Origin of the sequence: Pseudanabaena cinerea FACHB-1277 (assembly GCF_014696345.1) — a bacterium.
GTDB classification, from domain to species: Bacteria; Cyanobacteriota; Cyanobacteriia; order Pseudanabaenales; family Pseudanabaenaceae; genus Pseudanabaena; species Pseudanabaena cinerea.
The window spans coordinates 1-25,365 of the sequence record NZ_JACJPY010000021.1 but is presented as its reverse complement, the minus strand read 5'-3'; the positions used below and the strand labels follow the sequence as shown (position 1 = coordinate 25,365).

Annotated in this window: 26 protein-coding genes and 1 pseudogene; 16 read left to right on the top strand and 11 right to left on the bottom strand. The window is 45.5% G+C overall.

Annotation, left to right across the window (positions count from 1 at the left end):
* Positions 1-41: 41 nt before the first annotated feature.
* Positions 42-1,196 carry a PP2C family protein-serine/threonine phosphatase gene (locus H6F44_RS08785; protein ID WP_190350578.1) on the bottom strand — a complete coding sequence of 385 codons (1,155 nt, stop codon included), beginning with the start codon at positions 1,194-1,196 and terminating at the stop codon, positions 42-44.
* A 124-nt stretch (positions 1,197-1,320) separates the two neighbouring features.
* Positions 1,321-1,869, bottom strand: coding sequence for a photosystem II reaction center PsbP (psbP, locus tag H6F44_RS08780; protein ID WP_190350577.1), 549 nt, complete (start codon positions 1,867-1,869; stop codon positions 1,321-1,323).
* A gap of 267 nt (positions 1,870-2,136) precedes the next feature.
* Between psbP and H6F44_RS08775 the strand changes: the two genes are divergently transcribed.
* The 3 genes from H6F44_RS08775 to H6F44_RS08765 all read left to right on the top strand — a co-directional run bounded on the left by H6F44_RS08775 (position 2,137) and on the right by H6F44_RS08765 (position 5,753).
* Entirely contained in the window at positions 2,137-3,345 is a 1,209-nt protein-coding gene (locus H6F44_RS08775; RefSeq protein WP_190350576.1) for a DUF4336 domain-containing protein, read from the top strand.
* Positions 3,346-3,406: 61 nt separating this feature from the next.
* Positions 3,407-4,165: a DUF561 domain-containing protein gene (locus H6F44_RS08770; RefSeq protein ID WP_190350575.1), complete on the top strand. Its 759-nt coding sequence runs from the start codon at positions 3,407-3,409 to the stop codon at positions 4,163-4,165.
* Between the two features lie 118 nt (positions 4,166-4,283).
* Positions 4,284-5,753, top strand: a complete 1,470-nt coding sequence (locus tag H6F44_RS08765) for a class I SAM-dependent methyltransferase (RefSeq protein ID WP_190350574.1) — start codon at positions 4,284-4,286, stop codon at positions 5,751-5,753.
* A gap of 178 nt (positions 5,754-5,931) precedes the next feature.
* On the opposite strand, the gene H6F44_RS08760 is transcribed toward H6F44_RS08765, so the two are convergent.
* On the bottom strand, positions 5,932-6,099 hold the full coding sequence (locus tag H6F44_RS08760; protein WP_190350573.1) for a metallothionein: 168 nt from the start codon (positions 6,097-6,099) through the stop codon (positions 5,932-5,934).
* Positions 6,100-6,358: 259 nt separating this feature from the next.
* Here H6F44_RS08760 and H6F44_RS08755 point away from each other — a divergent pair, with 259 nt between their 5' ends.
* Positions 6,359-6,751: an ArsR/SmtB family transcription factor gene (locus H6F44_RS08755; protein WP_190350572.1), complete on the top strand. Its 393-nt coding sequence runs from the start codon at positions 6,359-6,361 to the stop codon at positions 6,749-6,751.
* A gap of 156 nt (positions 6,752-6,907) precedes the next feature.
* Here H6F44_RS08755 and H6F44_RS08750 read toward each other — a convergent pair whose 3' ends face one another.
* From H6F44_RS08750 to H6F44_RS08740, 3 genes are all read right to left on the bottom strand, one after another.
* Positions 6,908-7,327 (bottom strand): hypothetical protein, encoded by a 420-nt coding sequence (locus H6F44_RS08750; RefSeq protein ID WP_190350571.1) that lies wholly within the window; start codon positions 7,325-7,327, stop codon positions 6,908-6,910.
* A gap of 274 nt (positions 7,328-7,601) precedes the next feature.
* Positions 7,602-7,949: an FHA domain-containing protein gene (locus H6F44_RS08745; RefSeq protein WP_190350570.1), complete on the bottom strand. Its 348-nt coding sequence runs from the start codon at positions 7,947-7,949 to the stop codon at positions 7,602-7,604.
* Between the two features lie 89 nt (positions 7,950-8,038).
* On the bottom strand, positions 8,039-8,428 hold the full coding sequence (locus H6F44_RS08740) for an FHA domain-containing protein (protein ID WP_242016502.1): 390 nt from the start codon (positions 8,426-8,428) through the stop codon (positions 8,039-8,041).
* A 175-nt stretch (positions 8,429-8,603) separates the two neighbouring features.
* Between H6F44_RS08740 and prfB the strand changes: the two genes are divergently transcribed.
* The 7 genes from prfB to H6F44_RS08705 all read left to right on the top strand — a co-directional run bounded on the left by prfB (position 8,604) and on the right by H6F44_RS08705 (position 16,819).
* A protein-coding gene (gene prfB / locus H6F44_RS08735) for a peptide chain release factor 2 (protein WP_190350569.1) occupies positions 8,604-9,711 on the top strand; the annotation gives its coding sequence in 2 pieces (ribosomal slippage) (positions 8,604-8,675 and positions 8,677-9,711; 1,107 coding nt in all).
* A gap of 109 nt (positions 9,712-9,820) precedes the next feature.
* A complete protein-coding gene (locus H6F44_RS08730; protein WP_190350568.1) occupies positions 9,821-10,402 on the top strand; it encodes a DUF4168 domain-containing protein in 582 nt (193 codons plus the stop codon).
* Positions 10,403-10,653: 251 nt separating this feature from the next.
* Positions 10,654-11,763 (top strand): type IV pilus biogenesis protein PilM, encoded by a 1,110-nt coding sequence (pilM, locus tag H6F44_RS08725; RefSeq protein ID WP_190350567.1) that lies wholly within the window; start codon positions 10,654-10,656, stop codon positions 11,761-11,763.
* Positions 11,764-11,772: 9 nt separating this feature from the next.
* A complete protein-coding gene (locus H6F44_RS08720) occupies positions 11,773-12,468 on the top strand; it encodes a PilN domain-containing protein (protein ID WP_190350566.1) in 696 nt (231 codons plus the stop codon).
* Position 12,469: 1 nt separating this feature from the next.
* Complete coding sequence (locus H6F44_RS08715) at positions 12,470-13,222, top strand: hypothetical protein (protein WP_190350565.1); 753 nt, start codon at positions 12,470-12,472, stop codon at positions 13,220-13,222.
* A gap of 433 nt (positions 13,223-13,655) precedes the next feature.
* Entirely contained in the window at positions 13,656-15,974 is a 2,319-nt protein-coding gene (locus H6F44_RS08710; protein WP_190350564.1) for a secretin N-terminal domain-containing protein, read from the top strand.
* A gap of 98 nt (positions 15,975-16,072) precedes the next feature.
* Positions 16,073-16,819, top strand: coding sequence for a cytochrome c biogenesis CcdA family protein (locus tag H6F44_RS08705; protein ID WP_190350563.1), 747 nt, complete (start codon positions 16,073-16,075; stop codon positions 16,817-16,819).
* Between the two features lie 35 nt (positions 16,820-16,854).
* On the opposite strand, the gene H6F44_RS08700 is transcribed toward H6F44_RS08705, so the two are convergent.
* Together H6F44_RS08700 and H6F44_RS08695 are read right to left on the bottom strand one after the other, a co-directional pair.
* Positions 16,855-17,772, bottom strand: a complete 918-nt coding sequence (locus H6F44_RS08700) for an alpha/beta fold hydrolase (protein WP_190350562.1) — start codon at positions 17,770-17,772, stop codon at positions 16,855-16,857.
* 16 nt (positions 17,773-17,788) lie between these two features.
* The gene (locus H6F44_RS08695) at positions 17,789-18,535 is read right to left on the bottom strand and encodes a phosphoadenylyl-sulfate reductase (RefSeq protein ID WP_190350561.1); all 747 of its coding nucleotides are present in this window, start codon (positions 18,533-18,535) and stop codon (positions 17,789-17,791) included.
* A gap of 102 nt (positions 18,536-18,637) precedes the next feature.
* On the opposite strand from H6F44_RS08695, the gene H6F44_RS08690 reads away from it, so the two are divergent.
* The gene (locus H6F44_RS08690; protein WP_190350560.1) at positions 18,638-19,213 is read left to right on the top strand and encodes a DciA family protein; all 576 of its coding nucleotides are present in this window, start codon (positions 18,638-18,640) and stop codon (positions 19,211-19,213) included.
* A gap of 126 nt (positions 19,214-19,339) precedes the next feature.
* Positions 19,340-19,708, top strand: a pseudogene (locus tag H6F44_RS23535) (HD domain-containing protein); the annotation flags it as partial.
* Positions 19,709-19,841: 133 nt separating this feature from the next.
* Here the strand turns inward: H6F44_RS23535 and H6F44_RS23130 are convergent.
* Both H6F44_RS23130 and lipB read right to left on the bottom strand, forming a co-directional pair.
* Positions 19,842-20,285 (bottom strand): T3SS (YopN, CesT) and YbjN peptide-binding chaperone 1, encoded by a 444-nt coding sequence (locus H6F44_RS23130; RefSeq protein WP_190350559.1) that lies wholly within the window; start codon positions 20,283-20,285, stop codon positions 19,842-19,844.
* A gap of 400 nt (positions 20,286-20,685) precedes the next feature.
* The gene (gene lipB / locus H6F44_RS08675) at positions 20,686-21,378 is read right to left on the bottom strand and encodes a lipoyl(octanoyl) transferase LipB (RefSeq protein ID WP_242016501.1); all 693 of its coding nucleotides are present in this window, start codon (positions 21,376-21,378) and stop codon (positions 20,686-20,688) included.
* A 98-nt stretch (positions 21,379-21,476) separates the two neighbouring features.
* Here lipB and H6F44_RS08670 point away from each other — a divergent pair, with 98 nt between their 5' ends.
* Positions 21,477-21,971, top strand: coding sequence for a CAP family protein (locus H6F44_RS08670; RefSeq protein ID WP_190350558.1), 495 nt, complete (start codon positions 21,477-21,479; stop codon positions 21,969-21,971).
* 94 nt (positions 21,972-22,065) lie between these two features.
* Here H6F44_RS08670 and H6F44_RS08665 read toward each other — a convergent pair whose 3' ends face one another.
* Complete coding sequence (locus tag H6F44_RS08665; protein ID WP_190350557.1) at positions 22,066-23,208, bottom strand: CO2 hydration protein; 1,143 nt, start codon at positions 23,206-23,208, stop codon at positions 22,066-22,068.
* A 307-nt stretch (positions 23,209-23,515) separates the two neighbouring features.
* Here H6F44_RS08665 and bioB point away from each other — a divergent pair, with 307 nt between their 5' ends.
* Together bioB and H6F44_RS08655 are read left to right on the top strand one after the other, a co-directional pair.
* Complete coding sequence (gene bioB, locus H6F44_RS08660) at positions 23,516-24,454, top strand: biotin synthase BioB (RefSeq protein WP_190350556.1); 939 nt, start codon at positions 23,516-23,518, stop codon at positions 24,452-24,454.
* 6 nt (positions 24,455-24,460) lie between these two features.
* Positions 24,461-25,252 carry a peroxiredoxin-like family protein gene (locus tag H6F44_RS08655; protein WP_190350555.1) on the top strand — a complete coding sequence of 264 codons (792 nt, stop codon included), beginning with the start codon at positions 24,461-24,463 and terminating at the stop codon, positions 25,250-25,252.
* Positions 25,253-25,365 lie beyond the last annotated feature (113 nt).

Sequence of the window (25,365 nt, the reverse complement as noted above, 5' to 3'; positions counted from 1 at the left end):
GCGCAGCAATATTCTCTATGATTAATCTAAATTAATCTAAATCAATCTATATGAAACTCAATTTCTAATAGAGAAAGATCATCATCGAATGGCTGACCATTTGCCGCATCTTTAACGCAATTAAGAATATGCTCTAACCGTGGCTGTTTGCTGGGAGTATGGATTAGAGTATCGATTAGTGAGTTTAATCCCCAGATACTTTGATCGGGTTGCGTGATTTCATAGACCCCATCACTAAACAAGTATAAACGGCTACTAGTATCAACTTCACAGATATGTTGTGGATAGTTTATATCGGGCATCATGCCAATGGGCAATCCCGCAGTTTTCAATAATTTTATTTTCGGGATTTCTTCATTGGACAGCAATATCGCAGGCGGATGACCACCACTCGCATAGGTAAGCTGGTGGTTTTGCTTGTTGTAGACCCCATACCAGATCGTAAAGTACATTTCATTATGGATTGACATTTGAAATGTTTGATTTAAATCGGTTAATACGGCGCTAGGGCTGTGGAAGTTGGTTCCATCTGGGGCAGTGGGATTAGGTCTAAGACTGCGACTTCGCATCAAATTTAGCACTGATACTGACAATAGCGCTGACCCCACTCCATGCCCTGACACATCTAATAAATAGAGGGCAAGATGATCATCATCTAACCAAAAATAGTCAAAGCTATCGCCGCCTAGCTGTTTGGATGGTAGGAAGCTAGAATGGATCGAGATTTTGCCTGTAATAGGATTTGGTAAAAGCGATCGCACATATTCTGATGCCTGCGCTAGCTCCTGCTCGATCAAGCATTTTTGTTTCTGAATCTCTTCAGTGGCATGGTAAAGGCGCAATCCAGCCCTCACCCTTGCCCTTAGCTCATTGATCCTTGGTGGCTTACTCAAAAAGTCATCCGCGCCCATCTCCAATCCTTTCACTAGATCGGTTTCTTGATCCCTCGCGGTCAGTAAAATTAGGTAAATTTTTGCCAATTCCTGATTACTTTTAATTTGACGGCAGACCTCCAGCCCATCGATAATGGGCATCATCCAGTCGCAAATAATTAGGGATGGGCGCTCTTCCCAAGCTTTGGCTAGCCCTTCTTGCCCATCCTTAGCCACAGTTACCCGATAGCCTTGACTCTTCAAAAATCTTTGCAGGGTCATTCTAATGGTTGGATCATCGTCAATGATTAAGATCTGGGACATATAGGGCAGAACTATAGGGAAAACCGATCCCTGTACTTACTTGGCTAAGATTCAATCGCTGAGCTTTGGGAACTAAGATCTTTGGCTATCAAATGAGTGTGCAACCATTTGACAGGCGCTATAACTAAGATTCAATTGTGAAAGACTTAGCCACTCTGGAGAATAATTCCTTGACTTTTTCCCAGCGCTTTTCAGAGCTAGAGATGCTAAGGGTGTAAAGGTTGCCGCGATTGGTTGTTAGGGTAACAAGGTCATGGCGCGGTTCTCCTTGAGCGCGTTCAACGGCATACTCAAAGGTGTAATAGTTGCGATCGCTGACTGCTCTTTGGGTAACATTAAGTAATTTGGCTTGACGACCTGAACCTGCTGGGGCAACTACACGCTCTTGCACCCGCAAGGCGATCGCCTCAGCATCACCGATTTCTTCGAGGGTTTTAACGGTTTGTAATTTGGTGATCGCCACGGACACATTCTCAGATGGCTCAATGATGTCATGGAATAAAACGTCAACTGCCGAGTTTCCCTTGGTTTCAGTCCAGCCATTAGGATACAAAAAGCGATAACCGTCTTTACTATCTGCAAATGGGACAAGCCCACTGGTGGGAGTATTTGCACAACTGGTAAGAAATAGCGCAAATATCACAAGTAATGTCGAGACGGTACGTTTGAGCATAATGGGAGGATCTAGGTGAATAATATCTTAATATCTTTAATATTTTAAAGCTGGGTTTCGGTAAACGTAGAGCTATTGGGATGTAGTTCTACTGTTACTATTGCTACCACTATTAGAATACACTGTAATCTCCAGCATACAGCAAACCCTAACTCAGCAATTTTGAGTACCTAATGCTAACTTCAGCATTAGGCTAGAAAAACTATATCTAGAAAAACTATATAATTGGCGGCAACTAACCCAAATCAAGAATGAGATCCTGAATTAATGACTGCTGCTGCTAAGCCCCCATTAACTGCTCATAATAAAGACTGGTCTTGGAAATTCTGGCAAGTCGTGCCGCTTTATCCTTACGGGCAGAGGCGCACAATCAGGCAAGAGGTGGTGAAAAATTCTGTTTGGACTTTTGACCAGATTCAGGGCATTTTTTATGTGGTTGTGCCGATCCGCATGACGGTGGTGAAGTTGGCGGCGGGGGGGCTGTTGGTATATGCACCCGTTGCGCCGACCCCTGAATGTGTGCGGCTAGTGCGGGAGTTGGAAGCGGAGCATGGCGCGGTTAAGTATATTATTTTGCCAACGGTTTCGGGGATTGAGCATAAGGTGTTTGTGGGACCTTTTGCGCGGAATTTTCCTGATGCAGAGGTTTACATATCGCCCCATCAATGGAGTTTTCCGCTTAATTTGCCTGTGAGTTGGCTGGGGTTGCCTTGGGGACGCACGAAGGTATTGCCAGAGGATGGGCGACAAGTGCCTTTTGCGGATCAGTTTGATTATGCGATTTTGGGATCGGTGGAGCTAGGTTTGGGTAAGTTTGCGGAGGTGGCGATGTTCGATCGCCGATCGCAAACTTTGCTGGTGACAGATACGATTGTGGCGATTCCCGAAAGGCCGCCTGAGGTCTTGCAAATCGATCCCTATCCGATGCTATTTCATGCTAGGGATAGCGCCCTAGAACCAATTGTCGATACAGAAGTAAATCGGATTCGCGGCTGGCAGCGCACGGCTTTGTTTTTGTTTTATTTCCGCCCACAGGTTTTGGAAACAGTGCCATTTTGGCAGGCGATCGCTGATATTGCCAAGGCTCCTGAGCGATCGCCCAAGGCATTTTGGGGGCTATTTCCCTTTAAGTGGCGCGATGATTGGTATCAAAGTTTTGAGAAATTGCGCGGTAATGGCAGAATTTTTGTTGCGCCAATTTTGCAAACGCTGATTCTCAATCGTGATCCGCAAAAGGTCATTGCATGGGCGGATCGGGTGGCGAGTTGGAATTTTAAAATGATTGTGCCTTGCCACTTTGACAATGCGATCGCTGCCACTCCCAAGGACTTTCGCCAAGCCTTTAATTTTCTCGAAAAAAGCCCCGCAGCAACCACTCTCCCCAATTTACCTGAAGAAGATTTTACGGTTCTCAAACAAATCAATAGTCTTTTGGAAAACAGTCGTCTGGTTTTTGCGGCAAAGGAAAAGATCTAAACAAAATCGCGTTAAAGTAGTCATACATCTAAATATTTAGTCTATTAGGATGACCAAGCTTATGTCTCGTTTACCTGTTTCCTTACGCAACGCCTTTAGCCGCCGCAACGCTCTCAAGATTATTAGCGGCATCCAAAACTTTGATCGGGAGTCAGTAAAAATGGTGGTGCAAGCTGCTGATCGCGGTGGTGCGACCTTTGTGGATATTGCCGCCGATGCGGAGCTAATTGCGATCGCGAAGGCGAACTGCTCTCTGCCCATCTGTGTATCAGCGATCGAAGCCCATAAGCTGGCTGAAGCAGTGGCTCAAGGGGCTGACCTCGTGGAAATCGGTAATTATGATCGTTACTATGCCCAAGGTCGTGAATTTAGCGCCGATGAAATTATTGCCTTGACCATCGAAACTAGAGCTTTGTTACCCCATACTGCCATTTCCGTTACTGTTCCCCATACCCTTCCCCTCGATCAGCAAATCACCCTTGCCGAAAAGCTAGAGGCGATCGGTGCAGATATCATCCAAACTGAAGGTGGCACTAGTGCCGCGCCAGTCCATGCAGGTGTATTAGGAGCGATCGAAAAGGCTGCACCCACCCTTGCCGCCGCCCATGCCATTAGCCGCGCTGTGTCCATTCCCGTACTTTGTGCCTCTGGTTTGAGCAATGTCACCGCACCGATGGCGATCGCTGCGGGTGCATCAGGCATTGGTGTTGGTTCTGCGGTTAACCAATTGCATGATGTCGTTTCCATGATTGCCACCGTTCGCGCCCTCAGAGAATCTTTAGAAATGAGTAGCAATATTGCTTCAGCGATCGAAGCCTAAAATAAATTATAAAAGCGTGGATAAGCCGCGCTTTTATAGTTTGCAATAACTAAACTTACATACAGCGCCGCTCTCAAAAATCTTTCTGTACCCCTTAAAGCTTCAACAGACTGTAACCATGCTGGATAAACATTTCTCAGAACTGCTGAATAAATATACTTACACCAGTGGCGAAATTTCTATGCCCTGTGTACCCGCACTATTAGAGACTTATATGGGGCGGTTTGAGCAAATGTTTAGCAGTCTGGGCAAACCCTTTAGTAAAGCTGATTTATTGAAATTACGCGAAATCTTAACCGAGTATCTGCAAAAAGGATACCAAGCCGCATCTAACACCTATTTAACCCTCAAATATCATCCGACCCAATCCCCCGATACAGGCGTTAGCTACACAGTTTCCTACAACGTCGATCCTGATGTTAGTCCACCTCCTAATAATCGAGATTTGCAGATGCGTGTGCCTGCGATGTTGGGAGTTAAGTCTGAGCAGCAACCAAAGGCATTAGTACAGGTCGGCGGTAAGAAGGCAACGCTCCAAGTCTTACAGGTCAATGCCACGAAGAATTTGGCTGACCCTATTGATGTGCCTAATTTTTTAAAAAATATAAATCTCTATACAAGGGTTAAGGGGGAGATATTGATGCCCTGCACCCCTGCATTGATGAATGTGTATATGGAGAAATTAGAGAAGTTGTTTAAAGCGGTGGGCAAAGCTTTTAATCAGTCAGATTTAGCGGTTTTACGGAAGTTGTTAAAGGAAAATTTGGACAATGGATTTCAATATTCGCCTTTATCTAGATTAGTGATCAAGTATGAGTCAGCGCTTTACCCTAATGTCGGTGTTACCTACAATGTGGCATATTCCCTTACCTCGATCGCTGAGCAATATCAAAATTGGGTAGATACGCGCAAGCCGCCATTGTTTGGCAAAAGTGCCGATGCTAGGGTTATGGATGCGATCGCTGGTTTGGGTGATCCCACCAGCCTCAGGGTGTTAGATATCGGTGCTGGCACGGGGCGAAATATTCTGCCCTTAGCCAAACTAGGCTGCCAAGCTGAAGCCCTAGAACTAGCACCTGCCCTAGTACAGCAACTGACTCTAGATGCTCAAGCCCAAGGACTAGAGGTAAAAGCGATCGCTGGTGATATTCTCGATCCACAGGTAAATTTACAGCCTGATCACTATCACTTTATCGTTTGTGCGGAGGTTGTGGCTTCCCATTTCCGCAATGTTGAGCAGATCAAGGTGCTATTAGAGAAGGTTAGTAAAGCGCTATGTCATGGAGGGCTATTCCTATTTAATCTATTCATAGCCCATGATGATTATGTGGTCACACCAGTGGCGCAGCAGTTTTCCGAGGTGGTCTGGTCTTCGATGTTCACCAATCAAGAACTCCATGCCGCTTTTGCCGATTTACCATTAGCAATTGTTAGTGATGACTCAGTTTTTGAATATGAACGGGAACATTTACCCACCGCAGACTGGCCTCCAACAGGATGGTTTGAAAATTGGACAAAGGGGAAAGATTTGTTTAGATTTAGTGATTCACAAATGGAATTACGCTGGGTTTTAGCAAAGCGCATTTAGAGCTAGAGCGTTTGGCAGTTTTCCTATGGCTAAATGAGGGAATGGCTACGCCATTTACTTCTCCATTTACCGCAATTGCTGTTCAAACGAATCATAGAAAAAGCCTTACGGGCATTGCTTAGCAATGCCCGTAAGGCTTTTCTTTGTTTTGGGGTTTGAGCGGTAAAGCGCTGTCGCATTAACCACATCCACAACCAGATTTTTTGCATCCTGTTGAACCTTCAGGATGACCATCGGCACAGGCTTGAGAGCAGTAAGGCTTGCCGTCAGCAATGATCGCGGTCTCTAGGGAGACCATGCAAGAACATTTGGGGCAGGCGCATTTGGTTTCAGTTGCGGTAGTCATAGTAGTTTATCCATTGAATTCAATTATTATATATGAACGTATATTCATATGTCAATAGCAAAAAGCTAGACTAAGACTATTGAGGTTTGGCATAACACAATGCCAATTACAATATGCCAATTCGATATTGCGCGGTAAAACTGGAGTTAGCTACTCCCTTCCCAGTGAAAATTAGACGTTGCGGAGCTTCGCGCTGCAACGCTAATTCTTGGTCTTATATGTCTATTTCTTTGGTGGGAGGGGAGTATATAATAAAATCATGTTAGAACCCAATCCCGTTAGCCTTGAGAATGTTCTAGATTTGCCCACCTGTGACATCCATGCGATCGCCCCTGAAGATTTGCGGGAGCTACTGGATATTGTTCTGCCCTTAGACAAAGCACAGGTAATGGCAGAATTTTTTGCAATGATGGGTGATCCTAGTCGCCTTAGAATTTTGTCGGTACTATCTAAGCAAGAACTCTGTGTGCATGATATTGCGGCGATCGTGGGGATGAGTGAATCGGCGGTATCGCACCAACTCAGAATTTTACGCACCATGCGTTTGGTTAGCTATCGCAAGAGCAAGCGCAAAGTTTATTACCAATTGCTAGATCACCATGTTCTCGAAATCTATCAAGCAGTTTCCGAACATTTAGATGAAAAGGTTTGAATTAGTTTGGACTGGTACTGCAAAGTGCGGACTGACAGCAGGTGAACCGCAAGAAAGATATTGCTTTGTTTGGGTTTGAGCGCAAAGCACTGTGGAAAATAACAATAAAAAAATATAATAAAAAAATATAATAAAAAACAAAAATATATAATAAACTTATATTTCAAAGGCGGCAACTGCAACCAACATCACCCCAACTAATAACCACAAAAATGTAGTTATTTCAGAACCGACAAAGCCATTGCTGAGAGTGATTGTGATACTGGCAATGGTGACGATCGCCAAGAGCCAGCGCCATAGCGATCGCGAATTAGCAAATAAACGTTTATGCCTAGATCTGTAATGACGGGATGATTTTGGGTGGGGGAACTTCAGCAAGCGTTGGGAAGGTCGGGATAGTTGCTTTGGTGAGAACTTAGAGTTTTTTGTGGGTGCAGAAATTTGCCTTTCAAGATTCTTAAGTCTTAGCCAAAATACAACTAAGGTAGCGATTGCAATGCAACAGATGCCAACAGCTAACTTCAACCAAAAAAGCAACAAATCTATGTTTTCTTGATTAGATAGGACAAGAGCCATAAGGTCTGCAAATTCAGCCAAATTGCGGTTACGTTAATTGCATTGTTTCATTGATAGCCCTATGACAGGGACTAGAAATCATCAGCAAAAATGTCCGCAAAAACATGAACATAGCAAGCCCCAGCGACGTTAGCTGATAGCCCTTGGTGCTGACTTGCAGCAACTACCGCTCCATCGAATCGCAATAAAAACTTTAAAAACTTTGCCTTGCAACGTTTTCAAAACTTGTCTTGGTTGGGGTGTAAGCGCTTTGCGCTGTGATTTTTGGGTTTAATTAAGTTTGTGTATTTAAATAGGTCAATTCCACATTGGGAGCCAAGGTGATTACATCGCCATTGCGTAAATTGTATGAGGATGTCACCTTCATATGGTGGTTGATAATGATGCCATTGACGCTGGGTTTGCCAGTTAGATCGCCGTCAATAATTCTATAGAGATAGCGCCCCCCTTCCCCAGGAACTCGCAGCAAGACCGCGTGTTGACGAGATACAAACCGTGAATAAAGCTGAATGTTATTATTCACATCCCTACCAATTGTATATTTTAAGCCATCAAGTGCGAGTTTTCTACTACCTCTCGCGTCCGTAATTAATAGAGTGTGACTAACGTTTGTTTCGCTCATTAGCTCACCAAAGAAAAAGAAGTAGATATCGCTTACTAGCGAAAAGTATATGCTACTGCTGAGCATTTGGCTTAACTTAGCGCACAAGATTATCTGGGAGCAAGGTAAAGGATATGTACTTCAGGCGCAAAGGTGACAATATCGCCATCGTTAAGATCATGGGATCTCACACTTTGCATAGCATTAACTACTAGTCCATTTTTGCTAAGCTTGCCCGATGTACTGCCATCAATGATTCTGAACATACTCGGACTTTTGAGGCTTTGCACCCTAATAACATAGGCATGATGGCGCGATACAAAATCTGAATCAAGGCGAATCGCATTATCTTCATCTCGCCCAATTGTATATTTATCCTGAGTGAGTGCGACTTTGCGAGTACCGCTATTGTCGGTGACGATCAAGGTGGGGTCAGAGGAGAGGCTAACGCTAATTTCGCTTTCGTCACGAGCTTTTTTGTCCATTTCTTTTTTGTCCATTATTGATCTATTACCGCCTATTGAGGATTACAGAGAGGCTTGAGACTCTTTGGGCTTTCAGTCTTTCAAACACTTGCCTATACTATAGACTGTAGCAATCTTAAAGAATTTGTATCAGACCAAATACATAGCCAAATACATAGTCAAATACATAGTCAAATACATAGCCAAATAAATGGACATTACCGAAATTAATCGCCAGACTCAAGTTTTATGCCAACGCCTGAGCATCGCTCAGGACTATCTTTGACGTACCTGCGATCGCTGCCAAAATTAGTGACCTTGAGCATACGGCGGCGCAACCAGAATTTTGGGAAAATAGTGAGCAAGCGCAAAAAACAATGCGTGAACTCGATGGTCTCAAGTCTTATCTCGATACGATCGCCCGTTGGCGCAAAAGCATTGAAAATCTCGAAGCGATCGCCGAGCTATTGGCAATGGAAGACGATCAAGCCCTTGAGGATGAGGCAAAGCAAACCCTAGCCCAACTTACGCAAGAATTCGATCGCTGGGATCTAGAGCAGTTGCTGTCAGGGACATACGACAAATATGATGCGATTCTCACGATTAATGCGGGGGCGGGTGGTACTGATGCCCAAGATTGGACAGAAATGCTCTTGCGAATGTATACCCGCTTTTGTGAGTCGCAGGGCTATCGGGTGGAGATATCAGAAATATCTGAGGGGGAAGAGGCAGGCATTAAGTCTGTGACCTTGCTCGTCCATGGGCGCTATGCCTATGGCTACCTTGCCCCCGAAAAAGGGACGCATCGCCTAGTACGAATTTCGCCATTTAATGCCAATGACAAGCGCCAAACTAGCTTCGCGGGGGTGGAGGTGATGCCCCTAATCGAGGAGGATGTGGCGTTAGATATTGATCCCAAGGATTTAGATATAACCACCACTCGTGCAGGGGGCAAGGGGGGGCAGAACGTCAATAAGGTGGAGACGGCAGTAAGGATTACGCACTTACCTACAGGGATCTCGGTGCGTTGTACCCAAGAGCGATCGCAGTTGCAAAATAAGGAAACGGCAATGCGATTGCTCAAAGCCAAATTGATGATTATTGCCCAAGAGCAGCACGCCCAAAAAATTGCCGATATTCGCGGCGATATGGTGGAGGCGGCATGGGGCAACCAAATCCGCAATTATGTGTTTCATCCTTACCAACTGGTCAAGGATTTACGCACCAGCACTGAAACCACAAATATCCAAAACGTGATGAATGGCGATCTAGAGCCATTTATCCAATCCTATCTAAGGCAACAAAATCAACTGGTTTGAGTCAATAAGTTTTGTATTGGATTACTTAAGGATAGGTTGCACTTTGTGCGGTCGATCCTTGGCATTACGTCTCTAGTAACTTTGTTAGTAATTTGGTTGAAAGATAGCGATGATCACGAAAGCGACCCATCAGAGGCATTCATTTTTTCGGAACAATAATTTTAGGATCAAATTTAGGATCAAATTTAGTCCTAGCTTTGCGTTTAGTCCTAGCTTCGCTAAGTATGCAGTCAGTTTGTGGGGCATCTGTTTATTGAGCGCGATCGCTGAGCCGTTAATATTTGGCGATCGCCTTGCAGCACAGGCGCAGACCTCACCAACGATCATGCAGCTAAATAATATTTTGAATCAGGCTGTATTTGGTGATGATCAGATCACACGTTATGCGATCGCCGCCAATGCGATCGAAAACAAGCGTTTAGAAATATTTCGGGCTGCCAAAAGCCATCCCAACTGGAGCCAAGTCGCAAATGTTGCCGAATCCCAACAAACTAAGGTGTGTGATCTTGAAAAGCAGCCCGAATTTTTGCAGGCTCTATGTGGTCAACTACGCAGCTTTACAGAAGAGGAAATTCGGCGGCGGGGTTTTACAAACAAAGAATTCAACCAAATTACAAGGGAGCAACGACAGGACGCAAATCTCAGAAGCATGATCCAAACGCGGCAGTTGCAACTGCGTGGCGGCAGTTAATCGACAGTACAGCGTCTTTGCGCTCAAACAAAAACAACAACAAGAGAGGTGCTTAGCGCCTCTTTTTTTGTTTGCACAAACAGCCGAAATCGTCTATAAGTTACAAGCGGATTTAGCTACTGTTGGCGATCGCTAGTAAAAGTCTGGATTATTTTTGATTACTTCTATTGACAATGTTCACTATCAGTCTATAATCCCTGCATTATTATCTCCAGTGCTACAAAAGCTACAAAACTTACAAAGACACGCTTATGTTCGGCTTAAAGTTTGGCGGAAAGTCTAAAAAAGGGATCGGAATTGAAATCACTTCCGAGAAAATTAACCTAGTGCAACTGCGCCGCAAGGGTCAGTCCGCCTACAAGCTGGTGGCGCATGGTAGTAAAGAGCTTCCCGAAGGCACAGTTGAGGAAGGGCGGATTCTTGATCCTGTAGCACTGGGAGAAGTCATTCGCAGCTTGCTCACAGAGAAGAAAATCAAGGTCAAACAGGTGGCGACAGCGCTGCCTGGTCGCGAAACCGTCAGCCGTTTGATCCGTTTACCTGCGGAAATTCCTGATATTGAGTTACGGGAAATGGTCTTAAATCAGGAGGCAAGTTTATATTTGCCTTTCCCCCGTGAAGATGCGGATGTGGACTATCAGAAATTGGGAACTGCCCTTGATGATGATGGCATTGAGCGCATCGAAATATTGATGGTGGCAACCCCTAAAGAGGTGACAGATAGCTACATCCAAGCGATGGAAATAGCCCAACTCAAGGTGGATATTGTGGAGGTGAGCAGCTTTGCGCTGATTCGTGCCATGCACAATGAGCTATCGCGCTTTAGCACCTTGGCGGAGGCAGTGGCAGTTGTGGATATTGAGTATGAGTCAACGGAAATTACGGTGGCGGTTGACGGTGTACCGCAATTTTCGCGCACTTTCCCCATTGGTACGGTGCAGATTCAAAATGCACAACTGCGAGCAATTAACTTGCCGCCCCGCAGGACAACGGACATGGAAATGTTGAGTTCTACGGTTGTGCCTGTGCAATCCATTGATACTGCAAGTTTGATGGGTGGCGGTAGTACCCCAGGGGATGCGGCGATTATGCGGGTGGTTGGTGACTTGTCCGATGAGTTGCGGCGCTCCATTGATTTTTATACGAGTCAGTCTCCTGGCTCGGATGTGGTGCAGATTTTGATTGCAGGTCCTGGGGCTTGCATTGGTCAGCTAAATGAATTTTTTAGCCAACGTCTTGGCATTGCTGCCAATGCCGTTGATCCAATCACAGCGATTGGAGCAAGTTTTGATGGGGATATCCCCATACAGGATCGAATGTCGCTGGCGACCGCACTAGGACTTGGTTTGAGGGAGGTTTAATTAGGATTTATGTATACACTTGATATTAATTTTTTAAGCGATCGCACAGCTATAGAGCAGGCTAATGCGGTAGAGCGTCAGCCGATCGCCGATTCGCAGTTCCTCATTTTTGGCGGTGCGATCGCGGTGGTTGCCTTGTCATTGGTGGGTGGTGCATACCTATTTTTAAGCACGATCAATGAGGGTGTAAGGCAAGAGGTGGCAACCCTAACCTCTAAGGAAGCGGAGCTAAAAAGCCGCATCGACTCACTAAAGGTGCAGGAAGATCAACTAAAGGCGATCGAGGCACGTACTAATGGTTTGGTGAATCTGTTTGTGGGGAATCTGCCCATAAGCGCGATCGCTGATGACATTAGAAAACGTACCCCAATTACTGTGCAGGTGGATTCGCTGACACAGGCCCTAGGAGCCGAGGGCAAAACCACAATTTCCCTAGTGGGCAAGGCAACGAGCTATACCGAGTTGAATGACTTTTTGCTGCTGCTCAAAGCTTCACCATTGCTAGACGATGCAGATACAAGGCTGATTTCATCGACATTGCAAGCAGCAACGGTCGATCGCAATTTTAATTTGGTCAATTTCCAGATCCAAACCGCCCTTAGCACGAAACCAATTAGCGAAATTCTGCCAGACCTGCAAAAGGCGGGGGCTGATGGTTTAGTTGCCAGAGTTAACCTATTGAAACAACAGGGAGTGATTAAATAAAATGACAAACGCTGGAATTGCCGCAGGAAATGATGAAGGCGCAGGCGGTATTACTTTATTTGGATTTACCTTTACCTCCAAAATTTTAGGGATTTTGATGGGGGTAGCAGGTATTGGTCTTGGTGGTTATGCTGCCAATGAGTTTGTTGTGCCACTTTGGAATGAATACCAACAGGGACAGCAAAATATTGAGAAGACGAAATCTTCAGTACAGGCCTTAGAAGGTCAGGTTGCGAGTAAGGGCAATGTTGCTGAAAAGATTGCGGCGGCGAATGAACAAAATAAATTTGTACTTTCTTTGCTGCCTAGTGTGAATAATATTGATACTTTGATCCGCGATATTCAAGAGCAGATCCCTAAGACAATCATTATTGCTCTGCCCCCCGACTTCTCCTATGAGCTGGCGGGGACTTTGCGCTCCTTTCAGCCCTCTGAACGCAAGGATGATGGGCAGTACTATACCTATTCCTTTGCGATCGGCTTTGATGGCAAATTTGAAGATGTCATGTCCACGATTCAAAAGATTGAGCGCCTGAAGCCATTACTAGTCGTTAAGGATCTCAGGCTCACGAAAAAAACTATTCCTGCTGACTCTTTTAAATTTTCACGCCCGATTATTCCTGGTCGAGAAAAGGACATTATTGATAGCTTGCCACCATTGCTAGGGGCAGATTTTACGCTGCAAGCTTTTGTGCCAAAAACTCAGGAGGAGCTTGCGGCTGCGGCTGCGGCTGCGGCTGCGCCTCCAAAATAATAAGTGGAGCAAGGGGCTGAAGTCAGCTTTTTGGTTAATTTTGGTAAGGTCGTTTGTGCTTGCTTATGCTGAATAGCTTTCGGAAACAGATAAATCTCTAGTTGGTATTGACTAAAAAATGGCAAGCTGTGATATAATCTCGCTCCATAATCACGTCTAAATAAGTTGGTTAATTCTGTGGTTTTGACGAGATTATGGTTAACCCTATCGGGTTATGTTGGCTTTTTGTGTTGAGTGTTGATTTTCACGTTTGATTTCACGTTTGATTTCACGTCTAACTTTTGTGTTGAGTTGTATTTCTGTGGGGTTAGCCAGGGGAATTACATTGTGCGATCGCCTAACCAGAATAGATTTCCAAACAGGATTTCTAAACAGGATTTCTACAAGGATTAAGTGTATTGAGCTTCGTTAAGAAGCTAGAGGAGTGTAATTTATGAATATGAATACCAATTTAAATTTTGGGTTGAATTTCGGGTTGCGTAGTAAGTCTCTGGCTTGCTGGTTTTTGATCGCTGCAAGTTGTCCCCATGTGCTGATGCTATCCCCTGCTAATGCCCAGACTGCGGTTTCGGCAAATCCGCCTAGCCCTGCTGATGTGTTGGGGGTTGCTAGTCGTATTACAGATATTGATGCCAATGTGTCAGGCGATCGCCTCAACTTGGTGCTAAATTTTGCCAGTAGCGATCGCCCTCAAGTGACCTATACCCGTCAGGGCAAGGCATGGATCGCGCTGCTCAATGGCGCACAGTTACAGCTAAATAATGGTAATGCCAGCTATGCCAAGGCAAATCCTGTGCCTGGGGTGACGGCGATCGAGGCGACTCAATATGCCGCCAATCGGGTACGGATCAGGGTAACGGCTAATGATCCTGAAATGTTTAAGGATTTGTTTAAGCGTCAAGATAGTGGCGATCGCCTCACCTTTAGCCTAGAGATGCAGCCTTCGGCAACCCAATCTAATACTATTTCTGCTGCCAATCTGCCCGAAGCTGGGGTGATCAATGGGAATAATGCTGCTGATCCTAACCGTACTGTGGTTGCTCAAAATACGGCTGTCAATTCTTCTGTGGGTCAGCCCCTATTCAAGCCTCAGGTCTCTGTGACTGGTACTGATGGCAAAACACGGGTTGCTCAAACTAATGCGCCGCAAGCTAATACGCCGCAAACAGTACCTCCCCCTGTAAATAATCCTGTTTCGCCACAATTGCCTGGGCGTGTACCTGGGGTCGTGCCACCATTCCGCCAAATCAAAACGCCACCCGTTGGTGACATTGCCACCACGACCGCCAGACTCCGTGCTGATATTGTCGAACTCGGTACTGCGGAACGAGTGCCAAGTTTTAGGTTTGTCGCGAGGGCTATCGATGTCTTGTCTGCACTTGGTCGGATTGTTGATTTAAATGTTGTCTCTTTAGATACTGGCGAACCTGCGACGCCAAGTCCACCACCTACGGATGAGGATGTTTGTCTCAAACCCAGGCTTGATCGTAAAGTTGACATTGACATTAAAAATGAACCTGTTCAAGACATTTTCAATAATGTTTTGAGAATTACTTGTTTAGAAGCGAATCGAATTGGCAACACGATCTTTGTTGGAACCAGACTGCCTGTCACCCTCAAAAACCTTGTCACCAAAAGCTATCGTCTCAATCAAATCACCACTGGAGAAGCTTCTGCTTATCTGATTGGTTTAGGCGCATCCCGTGTGGTTAGCCGTCAACGCCCAATTCCTGGTGTGCAGACCGCAACACTTGGCACGGCGGCTCAGGCAATCATTAATGTCACAACTGAAGCCGTACCAACACTGGAAACTATATCCATTCCTGCCGAATCTGGATCATCTCCATTACTTAAAGGGTTACAAGTTATTGCTGAAGAGCGTTCTAACTCTCTAACTCTTATTGGTTCACCTCGGCAAGTTGAATTTGCTGAAGCACAACTTGCCAGGTTAGACTTGCGGAAACGTCAAGTCAATGTCAATGTTCGTGTTGTTGAAGTCAATCTTAGCGGTGGTCAGACCGTTGCGGGAGGAGTTAATTTCATAGGTGGAAATCCTTCTATTTCCGGAACTAATAATCAATCTATAGGAATACGGTTTGATAGTGGACAGTCTGTTACATTACCTCGGCAATTGATTGCCAGTATTATTGCTTCAATTAATGCTGGCAATGCCAAGATTTTAACTGATCCAAGTTTAACTGTTCAAGAAGGTGAAACAGCTACAGTTGCACTGACACAAGATATATCTACTGGTACAAGGACTACTACTACGAGTAGTAACAATATAACAACAACAGTGATAGAACCTACAAAAGCACAAGCTGGATTGACTCTTTCTATACAAATTGATAGAGTTGACGACAATGGTTTTGTGAATCTATCCATTTCACCAATCGTCTCTGCTCCAGTAGGAAGTGTAACTGCACCTGGTGGGACTCCATTAACACTTCTATCTAACAGAATTCTAAACTCTGGTAAAATTCGCTTGCGTGACGGTCAAACCTTCATTCTGTCTGGTGTAATTCAGGATTCAGATATAGAATCTGTTAGTAAAGTTCCGTTTTTTGGGGATTTACCAATTATTGGTGCTCTTTTCCGTTCTAGTAGTTCTCAAAATAATCGCAGTGAGGTTGTTATCATTGTCACACCACGCATTATTGACGATAGCCAAAATGCAACTTGGGGCTATACCTACCAACCAGGACCTGAAACTCAGAGGATCTTGGATAGCAACAAGATCAAGCCTCAGTAATTTAGCTGGCTCAAGATCGCCATCAATCGTCTCTTGAAAAGGGGGGAAGAAGAAAATTCTTCCCCCTTTTTATTACAAAGCTATGTTAAATTCATAATATGCAAGACTTCTGGCGATCGCTGCCCAATTATTTTTATCAACTAGAGCAATGGAGCAACGGCTTAGTCGATAGCCAACTCCATCAAGCATCTTGGCTCACCTTGGGCATTGTCTTTTTAGCAGGATTAGTGACAAGCCTAACCCCATGCACATTGTCAATGTTGCCGCTTACCATTGGCTATATCGGCGGCTATGAGTCTAAGGACACATGGCAATCGGCAAAACAGTCGGCATGGTTCTGTTTGGGGTTTGCGATCGCCCTAACAGGCTTTGGACTTGCCGCCGCCCTCCTCGGCAAAATCTACGGACAAACCGCTTGGGGCTGGTCAATCGTCATGGGCATAATTGCGATCACAATGGGATTGCAGCTATTAGAAGTCATTGCCTTGCGATTACCGAGTTTTGGCAACTGGGAAATATCGCCAAACTTACCAAAATCTTGGCGATCGCTCTTGATTGGCTTGTCCTTTGGGTTTGTCGCTTCCCCTTGCAGCACACCCGTATTGGTGACATTATTGGCTTGGGTATCTGGCTCAGGCAATATTCTATTTGGAACCGAATTGTTATTAGCATATGCGATCGGCTCCGTCATTCCCTTAGCGATCGCGGGTACATTTACAGGCTTGATCAAGCAATTTCTAGAATTACGGCGCTGGTCAAGTGGACTAAATTGGTTAAGCGGAATTATTTTAATCGCCTTCGGCACGATCTCCATATTGACTAGAGTATTGGCTTTGCAAAATTAAGAAATGGCTTAGCCATTTCTTAATTTTGAGTTAAATTACGGTGCAACCGCATAACTTGATTGCACAGCTAATTGGGTTTGGGCGACCCAATCTAAAATTATTTGATTAACCTGATCAGGGGCATCATCATGGGCGCAATGTCCGACATTTTCTAAATAAATGAGACTAGCCTCAGGTGCAAATTGCAGCAGTCGCTTCCCTTCCGATGGTGGAATTAGGCGATCGCTTTTACCCCAAAGAATGAGTAACGGCGCTTGCAACTTTGACAATGCCTCAGGCAGGTTGGGGGAATAATTGGGAGCATTGAGGCTGCGGTTGAGGGCAACAAAGGCATCGGCGGCTTGGCGATCGTGGGCAGGTTTGGCGATGATTTCCACTAATTGAGCATCCACACGGCGGCGATCGCTATAGACAATACTCTTCAGCACCCACCGAATCACAAAGGGTTGGCGGATCAAATAAAACAGGGGCTTGACGAAGATGGCGGCAACGATCGCCTTCACAGCGCGTTCAAGGGGCTGCAATGCTTTGGGAACCATCGCATTAAAGGCATCAATATCGGGCAAACTAATCGTTATGATCCCTGCCGCCATTTCAGGATGCTGACTCGCGGCGATCGCGGCAACTAATGCACCAATGGAATTACCGACAATCACCATCGGCACACCAATAAATTTTTGCCAAAACTGGAAAACCTGCTCCACCCAAAGGGCGATTGAATAATGGGTGACTGGTTTTTCAGAACCGCCAAATCCTAGCAAATCGATGGCATAGACCATATGCGACTCGGCTAAGGCAGGCACATTGTCCCGCCATTGATCGATCGCCGCGCCAAAACCATGAATTAATAAAATCGGTGGCTGCGGTGGTTGGGCATCGGTCGACAAATGGCGCGATCGCTGAAACCCATACCGCGATCGCCACCCTCGAAAATACCAATTACGATATTGCATTGCGTTCCCAATGAAATTATGACTTTGCTCTTACCAAACGACCATCGCTAGTGACGTGCAAACCACATTCCTGATTGCTCATCTCCCACCACCAACGCCCAGCGCGGAGATCTTCACCCTCAGCGATCGCCCTCGTGCAGGGCGCACAACCAATGCTAGGAAAATTGCGATCGTGCAGCTTGTTATACGGCACATCATGGTTGCGAATATAAGCCCACACATCATCATTTGACCAGTCAATGAGGGGATTAATCTTGGCAATTTGGCGATCGGCATCCAACTCCACGGTTTCCATCGTGGCACGGTTCGCCGTTTGATCGCGCCTTAGCCCCGTGATCCAAGCTTCTAAACCCTGTGTCGCCCGACTAAGCGGCTCGACCTTACGGATATAGCAGCATTGTTTGCGATTTTCCACACTGTCATAAAATAGGTTGATTCCCTTCGTGCTGACCATTTCCTGCACAGCGTCAGCCTGTGGAAACATAATTTGCAAATTTAACTGGGGATACTTTTGTTGCACCTGCGCCATGACATCATAGGTTTCCACGGGCAAGCGTCCTGTATCTAGGGTAAAAACATAAAAATTTGCAGGTGCATCGGGGCAAATTTTGGCGATCATGTCAATTAGCACCACATCTTCAGCACCAAAGCTAGAGGCTAGAGCAATCTTGCTATAGTGGTTCAATGCCCAAGTTAAGGTTTCCTGTGGCGTTCTGCCCTTGAGTTGGGCGGCGGCGGTATTGATTTCAGTTTCTAGAGTCATTGTAAAATTTAATGCAAATGCGATAAATCCAGAATAAGATTTGCGGCACGAAGTGCCGCAAATCTTATAAGAAACTATATCTTTAAAACTGTTGCTTACCCTATGTCCTTATCTGGTTTATCGAATATTCTCCATGACATGCAGTCGCGCACTAGTTGGCAGCAGCGTTGTCAATATTTGCTAATTGCCGATCGCTGGGCAGAAATTGTGGGTGAAAATGTCGCTAAGCAGTCCAGCCCCACGGGGGTATATCAAAAAGTATTGCAGGTGGCGGTATCAAGCCCTGTATGGTCACAGGCACTCAGTTTTGAGAGATTAAGAATTTTAAGCAAAATCCATCGGTTACTCGAACCGCTCAATCAAGGCAAAGCGATCGCCTTGCCAATTACCGACATTCATTTCTCCTCAGCTAAATGGGCAACCCAACAGCAAACCCTCTCTATGCGTCAAGTCAGAACTGAGGATCATCCCAGTCATTTACCGAAATTAACTAAATCTGCCCCACCCTTACCACCGCCCGAAAATGTCCATGAAGCCTTTGCGCGGTTACAAAAAACGATCCAGTTACGTTCAGCGCAAATGTCGCCCTGCCCAAAGTGCGATCGCCCCGCCCTCCAAGGTGAATTGTCCCGATGGCAAATGTGCCGTGTATGTGCGATCGAAAATTTATTTCAATGAGATTGCCCACAGAGATCAAGTGAAAAGGATCTTTCAAACATGGATAGTTGTCACCTTTTTGTTTTCACATTCCGCATCGGCTCTAAAGCTAATTGCGGAACTGTCTATTTAATTCGGTGAATCTTGATGTTTTTTAGTAAATCCCGTACCTACCATGATCCAATTCATGGCGCGATCACTCTCAATGGTGGCGATCGCACCGAATCTCTGTTAATTCAATTAATCGATACACCTGAATTTCAGCGACTAAGACGGATTCGCCAATTAGATATCGCTGCCTTTACCTTTCATGGAGCCGAAGGTTCGCGGTTTACCCATGCCCTCGGCGTAATGGCACTGACCCGCCGCGCCTTTGATGCGATCGCGCTGGAATATCCATACCTAGCGATGCATCGCCCTGTGGCATTGGTCGCCGCCCTGCTCCATGATCTCGGTCATGGTCCCTATAGCCATGCTGCGGAAGAAGTATTTCATAGTCAGCACGAAATATGGACGCTAAACCTATTGAAGTTTGGCAAGATCGGCGAACTTCTCCATGATTTTTCAGAGCAGTTACTTCCCGATCTTGAGCAGGTATTCACGAAACAATATGCAGTTCCCTTTTTTTATTTGGTATTAATCCAATTAACTAGGCAACGCGATCGAGGGCGCGTTCACCACCCCATGTTGCTACGATCGTGTCATCAAAATGATCGGCAGTCTGCAAAACCGATGATACTGATGTTTGTAATTCATGGCGATCGCAGGTTGAGCCAACCAATGTGGTGTGAAACCTGATATCACCGTCATCATCAATACTAAAAACGCCAAACTGCATTTCTGAATTTTGTTTTAATAGGAATTGCATGAGGTCTTGAGTAATATCAACTCCTGTGACCACATAAGACCAAGTAGAAATAATTGCTTCGGTACTGCCCCAAGGCAGCACCTCTACAGTTGCTGTTGCTGAGCCAAAGGGCAACACAAACACAGGCAAGTCGTAAGGGGGGGTATAGACATCTTCATACAAATCATTGAGCCAACTCTTGATTTTCTCGTAGCAGTCTTTTTGGATAGGTGTCTCGAATTTCATAGCTTCACCAAATTTATGAGTTTTATGTTTCTATACCTAAGCAGTAAATTAGAATACAGCCTATTGAGGCTATATGTAATACAGAGAAGTAATACAGAGGAGTTTTTAAAAGGATTGCTGAGTGCCGCTTCCCAAACATTCTCTGAGTTTTCAGTAAGCGCAAAGCGCTGTAGAAACTATTCCAAAGCTAAAAAAGTGTCGCCAATTTTGAATTTATAAAAATCCTGACTGGATTTGGAGGTTTTAATTACAAAAGCGTTGATGTACTTCTGTAATTTGGCATTATGCTTTTGTAAAGGGAATAAGTTTTGGATTTATTTAATAATCGTGATATAACCAAGCCAAGGATGTAGTATTGTAGGATACTTGTATAATCACAATTACAGCATTTTGCGCTTACTTAAAACCCAGAGAAATCTTGCATTTGCAGGTTAAATGTATTGGCGAATGCAGCAGCGATCGCCGATCTCACCTGTGGCAAACTCACATCGGCAATAAAATCCTGAAGGTTGCACACCTGACAATCGGCAATGCCACAGGGGACAATTCTCTCAAAACCAGCTAGCTCCATCGCCACATTCAGCGCGAAGCCATGCATTGTTACCCACTGACTAACCTTAATTCCCACCTGAGCAATCTTTTGAAATTGTCCATTTTGCTCAATCCATACCCCCGTCAAACCCTTGATACGATGCGATGCCACGCCATATGTGGCTAGTACCTGCATGATTGTTTCTTCCAACTGCCGCAAATACCAATGGAGATCGCGCTGGTGATAGTCTAGATTTAAAATGGGGTAGCCCACTAGCTGCCCGATCGCATGGTAAGTGACTTCCCCACCGCGTTCAACGCGATGGCATTCGATCGCAGCATCATCGGGATCAAATTTTAGAAACTCTAGACTTGAACCCTGTCCCAAGGTATAGACCGCAGGATGTTCAACCAACAACAAAACATCAGGGAGATCCTTGCCATCGCGTCTAGCTTGTTTACGCTCATTTACCAGTTGCTTTTGCCATTGCCATGCTGTCAGGTACGGCATTGGGCGATCGCTTTGATATAGCCAACAGGTACGAGGGGGATTTTGAGACATTTTGAGACATATTTTAAGACTTGTAGTGGACAGGTCTAACCCGCTATATCATCGGATCATAACTTGCAGCACTAGTGCAACACTGGGAGTAATTATCCATGACAGCGATCGCCTTAACGGTTTTGCGTAATGAAATTTTAGCTAGACATAATTCCTACCGCGCCACACATCACAGCCCCAACATGGTGATGCAATCCAATATCGACATGACCGCGCAACAATGGGCAGAATATCTTGCTGCCAATGCCCTATTTCAGCATAGTACTGCCACACAGCGCCACAACGCAGGCGAAAATATTTATGTTTATTACACCACTGCCACCACCGTTAGTGAGGTACAGCTTGCCACCGAAGCTGTCAAGAGTTGGTATAATGAGGTCAAAGACTACAACTATGCTATTCCCCAGTTTGCCTCTAACACTGGGCATTTTACACAGGTGGTATGGAAAGCCAGTGTTGAGTTAGGCTCTGGGGCGGCGGCTGGCAAAAAGGTAATTAATGGCATTACTTACAATGCTTTCTATGTGGTTTGCCAATATGCGCCCGCAGGCAACTTGGTGGGTGCTTTTGCCACCAATGTCCTTAAGCCTTAGCACGACAGAAGCACAAAGCAATCAACACAAAGCAATCAAGAAGCTAAAGAGTGGCAGTGCCAAGCGCTGCCATTTTAACTTAGTCGTTTTGGGGCTATTGCAATGTGAAGATTTGCGATCGCGATAGTCTGTCCAGCCAAGGAGCTAAGAACTGATCATTTAGCTGCTTTTCTTGAGGATCATTGGTGGTCAAGGGGTGAGGAGCTAGACCACGCAGGGCGGCTGTGGTTACGCAAAACATTGATCTCTGAAAGGATAGACAAATCTTGACTAAAATATCCTCATCACCACGGGAGCTTTGACGATAAAAATCTTGGAGATAATCGGGGATGAAATGACGCATATCTTGCATCAGCAACGTGGGGGGAATGCCTGCACCACCAACGGGAAGCGGGTCAGCATAGAGAACACCATAATTAAATTGGGCTATCTCCGTAGATATTTGATGCGCTTGGGCATTGTAGGAAACTGTGCCACGAAAGGGAAAAGAACGGAAAAACACCGCCTCAACATAGGGAACGGCGGTATCCATCAAAAAGCTCAAATTGGCTGAGCTAGGCACAATCTCATAATTTTGTCCCGCGATCGCCACTTTATAAGTATAGGGAACAGCAGCAGCAGCCACTAGTCCATCCTGAACGTGCTGTACCACCTCAGGAATGCTCGTAATTTCACCCCGATCATAGCGATCGCTAAGCTGTAAAAACAAAGGAGACATGAATGACCAGAAGTAGCCTAGGGCACTGTAGTAGGTCATTAGGCGCACCTGCTCAACCAAGAAATCGGGAAATAGGCGATGCAGCAATCGTAATATGGGATTGCCTTTAATCTGAGCCGCGATCGCCGCTTGAGCATTTTGCTGAAACTCGTCCGTATCTAAATAAGCATCCAATCCACCGCCACCATGCCAAAGCATCGCTTTCATACAATATTCGGCAAATTCAAAATTGATGCGATCATGCCAAAGATGCTTGCCTAATTTACCTAGGGAAAACTCGCCATTAAAAAATTTAAAAAATGGCAATATTTCTAAAAATTGATATTCGGATATATAGGTTAAATTTCTGTGATATTCACCCAAAACTACTCCATAGCTCTTGAGAATGCCAACCACTTCTAACAGGTTTTGTTGGGAGTCGGGTAGCAATGCGCCGCCTGCCTCTAGTCGCTGCTTTATATCCGCTAGGGCAGGTTCTAGAATTGGTGTTGACGCTCTACTTGTGGCTAATTTGTCCATGTTGGGGAATAGATTATCTAAATTAATTCTAATAATTATCGATCTGATTGACCGATTGCAAAGTCTCAGTGGGCTGAATAGCATTCCTCATGGTGACTATGGCTGCCTGAAAGATCAAAACTTTATACTGGGACTTGTTTTGACTTTTTAATGCGAACATATTCATTGAGTAATCACTATGCAAACCATAGTCAAGTATACCTGTCATCAGCATTAGGGTAAATCAAAAGACAAATCAAATTTCAGGGTAGAATAGCGATCGCTCTAAAACGACTAAGTTAATAAGTTAATAAGCATAGATACCGTCTTGATATCCCTTGAATCTGTCACCCAAATCTATCACCAGCCATTACTATCCCTAGTATTTGAGGCGCAATCGATCCATCGTCAGTACCAACCCATTGATGCGGTACAGATCTGTACATTGTCGAATATTAAATCGGGGCGTTGTCCTGAAGACTGTAAATACTGCCCTCAAAGTGCGCGTTACCCCACGGCGGTCGAAGAATATCCCCTATTACCTCTAGCGGAAGTGATCAGCCAAGCCCAAGCTGCTAAGCAACAGGGGGCAACCAGATTTTGCATGGGTGCTGCTTGGCGCAATGCCCCTGATGGTGAAGATTTTGAACGGGTAATAGAAATGGTGGAAACGGTGGCGGGGATGGGCATGGAAGCCTGCGTCACCATGGGAATGTTACGCCCCGATCAGGCACAGCGCCTCGCCCAAGCAGGATTAACAGCCTATAACCACAATCTAGATACCTCTGCAAGTTTTTATCCTGAAATTATTAGTACGCGCACCTACCGCGATCGCCTCGACACAATTAAAAATGTTGCCGAAGCAGGCATTCAAGTTTGCTGTGGTGGCATTGTGGGCATGGGTGAAACGGAGGGCGATCGCATCGAGCTACTGCATACCCTCGCTAATCTCAATCCCAAGCCCGAATCAGTACCGATCAATGCCTTAGCCCCCGTCACAGGAACCCCCTTGGGCGATCTTGCCCCGATTGATCCCCTTGTACTAGTGCGAATGGTCGCCACCGCCAGAATCTTGATGCCTAGAGCCATGGTGCGCCTATCCGCAGGACGCGATCGCCTCTCGGCATCCGAACAAGCCCTATGTTTCCTTGCAGGGGCAAACTCGATCTTTGCCAGCGACAAATTACTGACCACCACCAATCCCTCTTGGCAGGAGGATAAAGATATGTTTGCTAAATTAGGGATCGTCTCCAAAGAGTTAGTGTGATTCCAGATGTCCAGCACCAAAAATCCATATCAAATAATTAATGAGACTCCGCAACTAAGGGTCAGTGATGGAGCGATCGCCTCAATCTTTGATGATTGTTTTGATGATTGTCCACCGACAAGTCGCAAATTGGTTTTAGTGCTGTCACAGCTAGGCGACTTTGATAGTTTGGAATATATTTGGTGGATTCAACGGGAAATTGATCGCCTCAAGGCTGAGCAGATTGCGGTAAGAGCGATCGGTATTGGCGATCGCCAGTCAGGGGAATATTTCTGCAAATTCACGGGCTTTGATCCTCACTGGTTATATGTGGATGCGATCGCCAATATCCATCAACAACTCAATCTCTATGCAGGACTAACCACCCAATATCCCCTACTCTCGCCATCCCAAAGCGCATGGGTAAACCTCATGCTGATGTGTGCAGGCATCAAGAGCGCAGGCACATTAAAAGAAGTACTCAGAGGTTATACAGGCGATCGGCGATCGCCACAACTAATTGGCGATGATGAAACCATCAAAGCCGCGCCATTACCACCACTAAAAGGCGCTTTTTTTCAATGGGCAGGTGGTAAAGGCTATCAAAGACCCTTTGAACTCGCCACCCTACGCCTCCGCAACATGGCAGAAGTGCTTAGCAAATGGCAAGCCTATGTGCCTGACGCATCCCATATGACCCAACGCGGCGGCACATTCCTATTTGACGCGCAAAACCAGTTAATTTACGAACACCGCGATCGGGGTATTTTGGGCTTCGCCGCCAATCCTAGCTATCCTCTGCAATTTCTCAATTTTTGACATTCCCCGCGGTGAAGCGACGGGGATTCCTGAGCTAATCACAGCCCTTTCTGCTTGCACATACTTAGGTCTTACACGATTATGTCCCATCCGAGCTTACTAGAATATTCCTT

Bases quoted from the DNA above. Each gene is read 5' to 3' on its own strand.
- H6F44_RS08785 (WP_190350578.1), bottom strand. From the start codon at position 1,196: ATGTCCCAGATCTTAATCATTGACGATGATCCAACCATTAGAATGACC.
- psbP (WP_190350577.1), bottom strand. From the start codon at position 1,869: ATGCTCAAACGTACCGTCTCGACATTACTTGTGATATTTGCGCTATTT.
- H6F44_RS08775 (WP_190350576.1), top strand. From the start codon at position 2,137: ATGACTGCTGCTGCTAAGCCCCCATTAACTGCTCATAATAAAGACTGG.
- H6F44_RS08770 (WP_190350575.1), top strand. From the start codon at position 3,407: ATGTCTCGTTTACCTGTTTCCTTACGCAACGCCTTTAGCCGCCGCAAC.
- H6F44_RS08765 (WP_190350574.1), top strand. From the start codon at position 4,284: ATGCTGGATAAACATTTCTCAGAACTGCTGAATAAATATACTTACACC.
- H6F44_RS08760 (WP_190350573.1), bottom strand. From the start codon at position 6,099: ATGACTACCGCAACTGAAACCAAATGCGCCTGCCCCAAATGTTCTTGC.
- H6F44_RS08755 (WP_190350572.1), top strand. From the start codon at position 6,359: ATGTTAGAACCCAATCCCGTTAGCCTTGAGAATGTTCTAGATTTGCCC.
- H6F44_RS08750 (WP_190350571.1), bottom strand. From the start codon at position 7,327: ATGGCTCTTGTCCTATCTAATCAAGAAAACATAGATTTGTTGCTTTTT.
- H6F44_RS08745 (WP_190350570.1), bottom strand. From the start codon at position 7,949: ATGAGCGAAACAAACGTTAGTCACACTCTATTAATTACGGACGCGAGA.
- H6F44_RS08740 (WP_242016502.1), bottom strand. From the start codon at position 8,428: ATGGACAAAAAAGAAATGGACAAAAAAGCTCGTGACGAAAGCGAAATT.
- H6F44_RS08730 (WP_190350568.1), top strand. From the start codon at position 9,821: ATGATCACGAAAGCGACCCATCAGAGGCATTCATTTTTTCGGAACAAT.
- pilM (WP_190350567.1), top strand. From the start codon at position 10,654: ATGTTCGGCTTAAAGTTTGGCGGAAAGTCTAAAAAAGGGATCGGAATT.
- H6F44_RS08720 (WP_190350566.1), top strand. From the start codon at position 11,773: ATGTATACACTTGATATTAATTTTTTAAGCGATCGCACAGCTATAGAG.
- H6F44_RS08715 (WP_190350565.1), top strand. From the start codon at position 12,470: ATGACAAACGCTGGAATTGCCGCAGGAAATGATGAAGGCGCAGGCGGT.
- H6F44_RS08710 (WP_190350564.1), top strand. From the start codon at position 13,656: ATGAATATGAATACCAATTTAAATTTTGGGTTGAATTTCGGGTTGCGT.
- H6F44_RS08705 (WP_190350563.1), top strand. From the start codon at position 16,073: ATGCAAGACTTCTGGCGATCGCTGCCCAATTATTTTTATCAACTAGAG.
- H6F44_RS08700 (WP_190350562.1), bottom strand. From the start codon at position 17,772: ATGCAATATCGTAATTGGTATTTTCGAGGGTGGCGATCGCGGTATGGG.
- H6F44_RS08695 (WP_190350561.1), bottom strand. From the start codon at position 18,535: ATGACTCTAGAAACTGAAATCAATACCGCCGCCGCCCAACTCAAGGGC.
- H6F44_RS08690 (WP_190350560.1), top strand. From the start codon at position 18,638: ATGTCCTTATCTGGTTTATCGAATATTCTCCATGACATGCAGTCGCGC.
- H6F44_RS23130 (WP_190350559.1), bottom strand. From the start codon at position 20,285: ATGAAATTCGAGACACCTATCCAAAAAGACTGCTACGAGAAAATCAAG.
- lipB (WP_242016501.1), bottom strand. From the start codon at position 21,378: ATGTCTCAAAATCCCCCTCGTACCTGTTGGCTATATCAAAGCGATCGC.
- H6F44_RS08670 (WP_190350558.1), top strand. From the start codon at position 21,477: ATGACAGCGATCGCCTTAACGGTTTTGCGTAATGAAATTTTAGCTAGA.
- H6F44_RS08665 (WP_190350557.1), bottom strand. From the start codon at position 23,208: ATGGACAAATTAGCCACAAGTAGAGCGTCAACACCAATTCTAGAACCT.
- H6F44_RS08655 (WP_190350555.1), top strand. From the start codon at position 24,461: ATGTCCAGCACCAAAAATCCATATCAAATAATTAATGAGACTCCGCAA.